At 68.5% G+C, this 6,494-nt stretch carries 6 protein-coding genes; 1 reads left to right on the forward strand and 5 read right to left on the reverse strand.

Translation table 11 applies throughout. The features are described from left to right. Positions 1-22: 22 nt before the first annotated feature. The 5 genes from QMX81_RS20090 to QMX81_RS20110 all read right to left on the reverse strand — a co-directional run bounded on the left by QMX81_RS20090 (position 23) and on the right by QMX81_RS20110 (position 4,815). Positions 23-901 carry a farnesyl diphosphate synthase gene (locus QMX81_RS20090; protein ID WP_282264159.1) on the reverse strand — a complete coding sequence of 293 codons (879 nt, stop codon included), beginning with the start codon at positions 899-901 and terminating at the stop codon, positions 23-25. Beyond that, a complete protein-coding gene (locus QMX81_RS20095; RefSeq protein ID WP_019182618.1) occupies positions 891-1,151 on the reverse strand; it encodes an exodeoxyribonuclease VII small subunit in 261 nt (86 codons plus the stop codon). Before QMX81_RS20095 ends, QMX81_RS20090 begins: the two co-directional genes overlap by 11 nt. A gap of 36 nt (positions 1,152-1,187) precedes the next feature. Next, positions 1,188-2,477 carry a tRNA lysidine(34) synthetase TilS gene (tilS, locus tag QMX81_RS20100; protein ID WP_282264161.1) on the reverse strand — a complete coding sequence of 430 codons (1,290 nt, stop codon included), beginning with the start codon at positions 2,475-2,477 and terminating at the stop codon, positions 1,188-1,190. Between the two features lie 65 nt (positions 2,478-2,542). Next, positions 2,543-3,103 (reverse strand): WG repeat-containing protein, encoded by a 561-nt coding sequence (locus QMX81_RS20105; protein WP_282264163.1) that lies wholly within the window; start codon positions 3,101-3,103, stop codon positions 2,543-2,545. Beyond that, positions 3,103-4,815 (reverse strand): alkaline phosphatase, encoded by a 1,713-nt coding sequence (locus tag QMX81_RS20110; protein ID WP_282264165.1) that lies wholly within the window; start codon positions 4,813-4,815, stop codon positions 3,103-3,105. The genes QMX81_RS20105 and QMX81_RS20110 overlap by 1 nt, the downstream gene beginning before the upstream one ends. A 149-nt stretch (positions 4,816-4,964) precedes the next feature. On the opposite strand from QMX81_RS20110, the gene QMX81_RS20115 reads away from it, so the two are divergent. After that, on the forward strand, positions 4,965-6,293 hold the full coding sequence (locus QMX81_RS20115; RefSeq protein ID WP_152154182.1) for a dicarboxylate/amino acid:cation symporter: 1,329 nt from the start codon (positions 4,965-4,967) through the stop codon (positions 6,291-6,293). Positions 6,294-6,494 lie beyond the last annotated feature (201 nt).

Consider the following 6,494-nt stretch of genomic DNA (forward strand, 5'->3'; position numbering starts at 1 on the left):
ACCGTGGGTCGATCGCCGGGCCTCAGTGATCCCGCTCAACGGCCAACCGGGCCAGCGCACGCAGTGCATCGGCCGACTCACCATAGCCGGCCAGACCGTCGAACATCTGCTCGCTCAACGTGCGCAGATGCGCCTTGGCACCGTCCATGCCCAGCAGCGCCGGGAAGGTCGATTTGGCCTGCGCTTCGTCCTTGCCGGCGGTCTTGCCGAGCTGTTCGGAACTGGCTTCGACATCGAGGATGTCATCGCGTACCTGGAAGGCCAGGCCCAGCGCGGAGGCCACCGTATCCAGCGTCGCCAGATCAGCCGCGGGCGCCTGCCCACACAGCGCGCCCATGCGCACCGCGGCGCGGATCAGCGCACCGGTCTTGAGCGCATGCATGCGTTCCAGAGCCTGCAACGGCTGCTGATGGCCAGTAGCGTCGATATCCAAGGCCTGGCCGCCGCACATGCCGGCCGCGCCGGAGGCGTGCGCCAGGGTCTGCAGGCACTCCACGCGCAGCTGCGCTGGCAACGCCGCGTCGGCGATCAGGCTGAACGCGCGTGTCTGCAGGGCATCGCCGGCGAGGATCGCGGTGGCTTCATCGAAGGCGATATGGGTGGTCGGGCGGCCGCGCCGCAGGGCGTCATCGTCCATCGCCGGCAGATCGTCGTGCACCAGCGAATACGCATGGATCAGCTCCACCGCCATCGCGGGTGCATCCAGTGCGTTTTCGTCGGCACCGAAGATCCGGCCGCTGGCATACACCAGCAACGGGCGCATGCGCTTGCCACCCCCGAGCACCGCATAACGCATCGCCTGATGCAGCCCTCGCGGGGCATCGGACGGGGAAGGCAGGCTGGCGTCGAGCTGGCTTTCGATACGGTCGCGCCACCGCGCGAACGTGGCCTCAACCGTCATGGCTGGGCGGGTCGAACGGCACGGCGGTGTCGGGCTGGGCCGGATCGCTGAGCAGGCGCACGCGCAGTTCGGCCTGTTCCAGCGCCTGCTGGCACTGGCGGTACAGCCCGACGCCACGTTCGTAGGCGCTGAGCGATTGTTCCAGGCTCATTTCGCCGGTTTCCATCTTCTCCACCAGTTGCTCCAGTTCTTCCAGCGACTGCTCGAAGTGGGCGACCGGGGAGGTTTCATTGGGGGACTTCTTTGCCATGCGCCAAGTATGGGCTGCTGGCCCGGCGGGGTCAATTCACGCCGCGCCCGGGGTCCACTGCAACTGCGCATGATGGGCCTGCAACCACGGCTGCAGGGCCGCACCGATCACGCGGTCGCCCGCGGCCAGCAGCGTGTCTTCATCAAACAGCAGCGGCAGCTGACGGCGCTGCCACGGCGGCAGGCCCTGCTGTTGCAGCAGATCCTTGAGCGCATGGGAATGTGTGCGCCCGGGCAGCTGGATGCGCTCGCCGCCGCGGCGCGCGCGGATCTGCACGGGGCTGTCGAACCCGGCGTCCGTGCCGAGCAGCCGCAGCGCGCCCCCATCGGGCAGGGCCAGCGGCGCGCGGCCATCCCAGTGCACGCTCCAGTCGGCCGGCAGTGCGAGGCTGGCCGACAGCAAGTGCAACTGCCCGCGCCAACGGCGGATGCGCGCACCCTGCCAGGCAAACTGCGCATCGGCATGGTGCGCGGCCGGGAGCAGCTCGCGTTCGACCGCCTCGACCCCGGCGGCAGGCAGCGGTGGCAGGCCACTGCCACGTACCCAATGCCGCAGCAGGCGTGCACGTCGTTCCACCGGCTGGCGCATCAGCCGCGCGCAGTCGATCACACCGGGGCCGACGCTGCAGCGTTCCAGTGCGTCGCGGTCGGCATTGTCGAGCAGATGCTGGGACTGCGCGCACAACGCCGCGCTGCGCGCGAAGGCGGCATCGGCCTGCGCCCAGCGCTGACGAAGCTGCGGCAGTACCTGCAGGCGCAGGAAATTGCGGTCGGCATCGTCACTGGCGTTGCTGGGGTCTTCGATCCAGTCCAGGCCCTCGGCCTGGGCATGCGCACGCAGGGTGCTGCGCGGAACCTCCAGCAACGGCCGCCACACGGTGCCGGCGCCAAATGCGCTGGTGACCTGCATGGACGCCAATCCATCCACCCCGGAGCCACGCAGCGCCCGCAGCAGGAAGGTTTCGGCCTGGTCGTCGCGATGGTGGGCAAGCGCCAACTGTTCGCCGGGCAGCAGCTGCGAGGCGAACGCCTCACGGCGTGCATGCCGCGCGGCAGCTTCCGGCCCTTGCCCTTGGTTGCGTTGCACCTGGACACGGAGCAGCCGCAGCGGGATATTCCAGCGCGCGCACACCTGCGTGCAGTGCACGGTCCAGGCATCGGCCTGCTCCTGCAGGCCATGATGGATATGTACGGCGCGCAGGCCCGCGGTGCGCTGCGCCGGCGAGGTGGCCAGCCAGTGCAGCAGGACGGTGGAATCCAGCCCACCGCTGAAGCCCACCAGCACGGGATGGGCGACGGACGGGGGATGGGGAAGCTGGGCTGTCATGGGGGCGCGATCTCAGGCAGACCGGCAGTATCGGCGCTGCGCGGCGACGTTGCCACGCAGGGCCGTCATGGCGTGCCGGCATCCATCGCAGGACGCCCCTGCCGATCGATGCGATACCAGGTGCCACCGACCATCGCGATGTGGCCATGATCGTCCGGCGTGCCGGGTCGGCAGCCTTGGCAGACGCGGGCCACCCCGTCATCGAACGCCCAGCCGAAATCGAAGGTGGCCGGGAACGCCTGGCGCAGCTGGGTATCGAAGTAGCCGATGCGCGCGCCGACGCGGCCGCGCACCAACCCGTCCACGACGTAGTCCGGGCCGTTGTCGAAGGTGATCACCGGCAACTGCCGGCCATCGGCACGGACATAGTGGAATCCGCCGCCGGCGTGGACCGCGGCCAGCCCGTCCTGATCGTAGGACAACGACGCCAACGCGTTGGTCTCAAGCGCAAGACGGCCGTTGAGCCACTGGCACCCGGCCAAAGGCTGCAGGCCGTCTTCCTCGGTGAAGGCGGTGCACCCGGTGCCGGCGCCCCAGGCCATGCCGGAGGCGAGCAGGCTGGCTGCCAGCAGCAGGGGCCGCGCGAGGCGGCCCCTGTTCGTTGCGCTGTGACGAAGCCCACGCATTACTTGCTATCGCCGGCCTGGCGCTCGAACGCGGTCGGCTTGGGCAGCTCGACCGGCACGCCCTTGGCGTCGCAGGTGCCGGCCTCGCACAGGCGCAGGCGCAGGCGCGGCGTGGCCTGCACGATCATGTGGTAGATCGCGTTCTGCTCCATCGTGCCGCGCACCGCCTTGCTGCCCGGGCCACGTGCCCAGATGCCGACGTCTTCACCGCCATGCGATTCGCTCTTGGCGGGCACCAGCGCTTCCTGCATGTAATCGGGATGCTCGGTATCCACCGCGGTCAGGTCCGGCCGGCCGGTGCTCGGATCGAAGCTGCTCGGGTTGTGCGGGTAGCGCTTCGGGCCGACCGGCTGCTGGTTGGTGGCACCGGTGTAGCCCGGGCCGTTGGCGTAGGTCAGCGTGGTGTAGGGCAGGCCCAGGCCATCGCGGGCCAGGTCCAGCTTGCCGGCGCCGTCTTCGCCACCCTTGTCCTTGACCTTGCCCAGGATCGGGTTGCCCCGTGCCGGGTAGCCGACGAAGTTCAGCGTATGCGAATGGTCGGCGGTGACGATGATCAGGGTGTCCTGATCCGAGGTCGCCTCGACGGCGGCGCGCACCGCATCGGACAGTGCCACGGTATCGGTCAGTGCCCGGTAGGCATTGCCGCTGTGGTTGGCGTGATCGATGCGCGCGCCTTCCACCATCAGCACATAGCCTTCCTGGTGGCGCGACAGGTTGGCGATCGCCGCCTGGGTCAGTTCGGCAAGGCTCGGCTCACCGGCCGGATCCTCCTTGCGCTCGGCTTCGTAGCGCATGTGGTCCGGCTCGAACAGGCCCAAGATCGCCGGTGCGTTCGCGGCAGCCTGCAGCTGCTTGGCGTTCCACACATAGGCACCCTGCGGGTGCGCGTGCTGCCACTCGGTCACCAGGCTGCGCCCGTCCAGGCGCTGGCCGACCTTGTCGTCGTATTCCGGATCGCGTTCTTCAACGGTGGTGAATTCACCACGGCCACCGCCGAGGGCGACCAGCGGGCCGCGCCCGAAGCGCGAGGTCGACAACAGCTGCTGGGCGATATCGCGGCAGCCGGCGGCCTTGGCCTCGTCCGGCACGTCGGTGTCGTTTTCCCAGTTGCGCTCCGGCGAGTGCGCGTAGGTCGCCGCCGGGGTGGCATGGGTCAGGCGCGCGGTGGAGACCACGCCGGTCGCCATGCCGGCGCTGTCAGCCAGTTGCAGCCAGGTCAGCAGCCCCTTGTTCAGGCTGTCGGCGCAGTCATTGCGGGTGCCCGCGCTGACCCCGATTGCGCCCATGTGGGTCTTCACGCCGGTGGTGATTGCCGTCATCGTGCCGGCCGAATCCGGCGTCTGCGAATCGGTGTTGTAGGTCTTGCTGAACGCCGTGGCCGGGAAGCGCTCCCAGGACAGCAGGTTCTCCTCGCCTGGATGCCCGTTGCGCTGCCCCTCGAAGATGCGCGCCGCGGCCACCGTGGTCAGGCTCATGCCGTCACCCAGGAACAGGATGACGTTTTTGGCCTTGCCGTCCATCGCACCGGTGCTGGCCGCGCGCGCCGCACCGCTGCGGTACCACCACTGCGGGGTCTCCCCGGCGGGGTGGGCAATGGCCGGCACATCGACCTGGACCGCGCCGGCAGTAGCGCTGGAGGAGGGAGCGGTAGTGGCGCAGGCGCCGAGCAGCAGGGTGGTGACGGCGGCCACCAGAGGCGTGAAACGGGACATGGATGAATGCATCTCACATGTGAAACGGGCGTTCATTATGCAGAACGCCGCAAGGCACGCCGATGACACGCTGATTTTCCGTGTACGCCTCGTTCCACGGCCCCGCTTGGGCTAAGGTGCCTAGCTGTCAAATTACCTCTGGAACGCGCATGAAGCTGGTCTCTGCCTGGTTGCGGATCCCCTTCTGGCAACGGGTCCTCGGCGGCTTCGTCCTCGGCGCACTGGCCGGCTGGCTGCTCGGGCCGGCGGCCGAAACCTGGTTCGGCCCGCTGGGCGATCTCTACGTCACCCTGATCAAGATGATCGCGGTGCCGCTGGTGTTCTTCGCCGTGATCAACGCCATCTCCTCGCTGCACGGTCAGAAGTCCGTGGCGGCGCTGGGCGGGCGCACTTTCCTGTGGTTCATCATCACCGCCGCCCTGGCGGTGTGCGTGGGCCTTGGCGTCGGCACCGTCATGCAGCCCGGCAGCGGCGCGCTCAGCCTGAGCATGGACCACGGCTACACCCCGCGCGAAGTACCCAGCGTGATCAAGGTGCTGATGGATGTCGTGCCCTCCAACGTGTTCTACGCGCTGACCGGCATCGGCACCCGCATCAACAGCGCCGGTGAAACCGTCCTGGCCGCCGGGCGCGGCTCGATCCTGCCGGTGATCTTCTTCGCCGGCCTGCTCGGTTTTGCCATGGTCAAGCTCGGCGACAAGGTCAGCGAGGCACGCAAGCTGACCGGGCAGATGAGCGAGATCATGATCCAGGTGACCCGCTTCGTGCTGGAGATCACCCCGCTGGGCACCTTCGGCCTGATCGCCGGCCTGGTCGGCAGCTACGGCTTCGAAAAACTGCTGCCGCTCGGCAACTTCGTGCTCGCCCTGTACATCGCCTGCGCCCTGCACATCGTGGTGGTCTACGGCAGCCTGCTGCTCATGCACGGCCTGAACCCGCTCAAGTTCTTCCGCGGCGCCGCCCCCGGCATGCAGGTCGCCTTCGTCAGCTCCTCCAGCTTCGCCGCCATGCCCGCCGCGATGCGCTCGATCACCCACAACCTCGGCGTCAACAAGGACTACGCTTCCTTCGCCGTCCCCCTCGGCGCCAGCATCAAGATGGACGGCTGCGGCGCGATCTATCCGGCCCTGTGCGCCGTCTTCATCGCCCAGTACACCGGCGTGCCGCTCACCCCCGAGCAGTACATCGTCGTCCTGATCGCCTCGGTCCTGGGCAGCTTCGGCACCGCGGGCGTCCCCGGCACCGCCGTGGTCATGGCCACCGTCGTCCTCAGCGCCGCCAACCTTCCGCTGGAAACCATCGGCTACCTCTACGCCATCGACCGCATCCTGGACATGATGCGCACCATGACCAACGTCACCGGCCAGATGCTGGTCCCGGTGATCGTCGCCAAGGAAACCGGCCTGCTCGACCGCGAGATCTACGACAACCCATCCACCAACCTCGGCGTGGATGAAGGCGAAGAACGAACGTCCTGATGCAGGCACGAATGCACCACCCACAGACCGGCGAGAGCCGGTCTTTTTTTCCGCTTGGGGTCGCCGCGAGCGTTACGCCCCGAAGCGACCGGCAGGCCCCTCGGCAAATGTCCCCCGGCCGCCGCCTGGCGGCGACGGCCTCCTCCTTTATTTTGCCCAGGCGCCTACCGGCCGCTTCGGGGCTCGTGCGCGGGGTAGGCG

It is taken from the genome of Stenotrophomonas sp. PS02301 (assembly GCF_029959485.1).
Classification (GTDB): Bacteria; Pseudomonadota; Gammaproteobacteria; order Xanthomonadales; family Xanthomonadaceae; genus Stenotrophomonas; species Stenotrophomonas maltophilia_Z.

Bases quoted from the DNA above. Each gene is read 5' to 3' on its own strand.
- QMX81_RS20095 (WP_019182618.1), bottom strand. From the start codon at position 1,151: ATGGCAAAGAAGTCCCCCAATGAAACCTCCCCGGTCGCCCACTTCGAG.
- QMX81_RS20105 (WP_282264163.1), bottom strand. From the start codon at position 3,103: ATGCGTGGGCTTCGTCACAGCGCAACGAACAGGGGCCGCCTCGCGCGG.
- QMX81_RS20090 (WP_282264159.1), bottom strand. From the start codon at position 901: ATGACGGTTGAGGCCACGTTCGCGCGGTGGCGCGACCGTATCGAAAGC.
- QMX81_RS20110 (WP_282264165.1), bottom strand. From the start codon at position 4,815: ATGTCCCGTTTCACGCCTCTGGTGGCCGCCGTCACCACCCTGCTGCTC.
- tilS (WP_282264161.1), bottom strand. From the start codon at position 2,477: ATGACAGCCCAGCTTCCCCATCCCCCGTCCGTCGCCCATCCCGTGCTG.
- QMX81_RS20115 (WP_152154182.1), top strand. From the start codon at position 4,965: ATGAAGCTGGTCTCTGCCTGGTTGCGGATCCCCTTCTGGCAACGGGTC.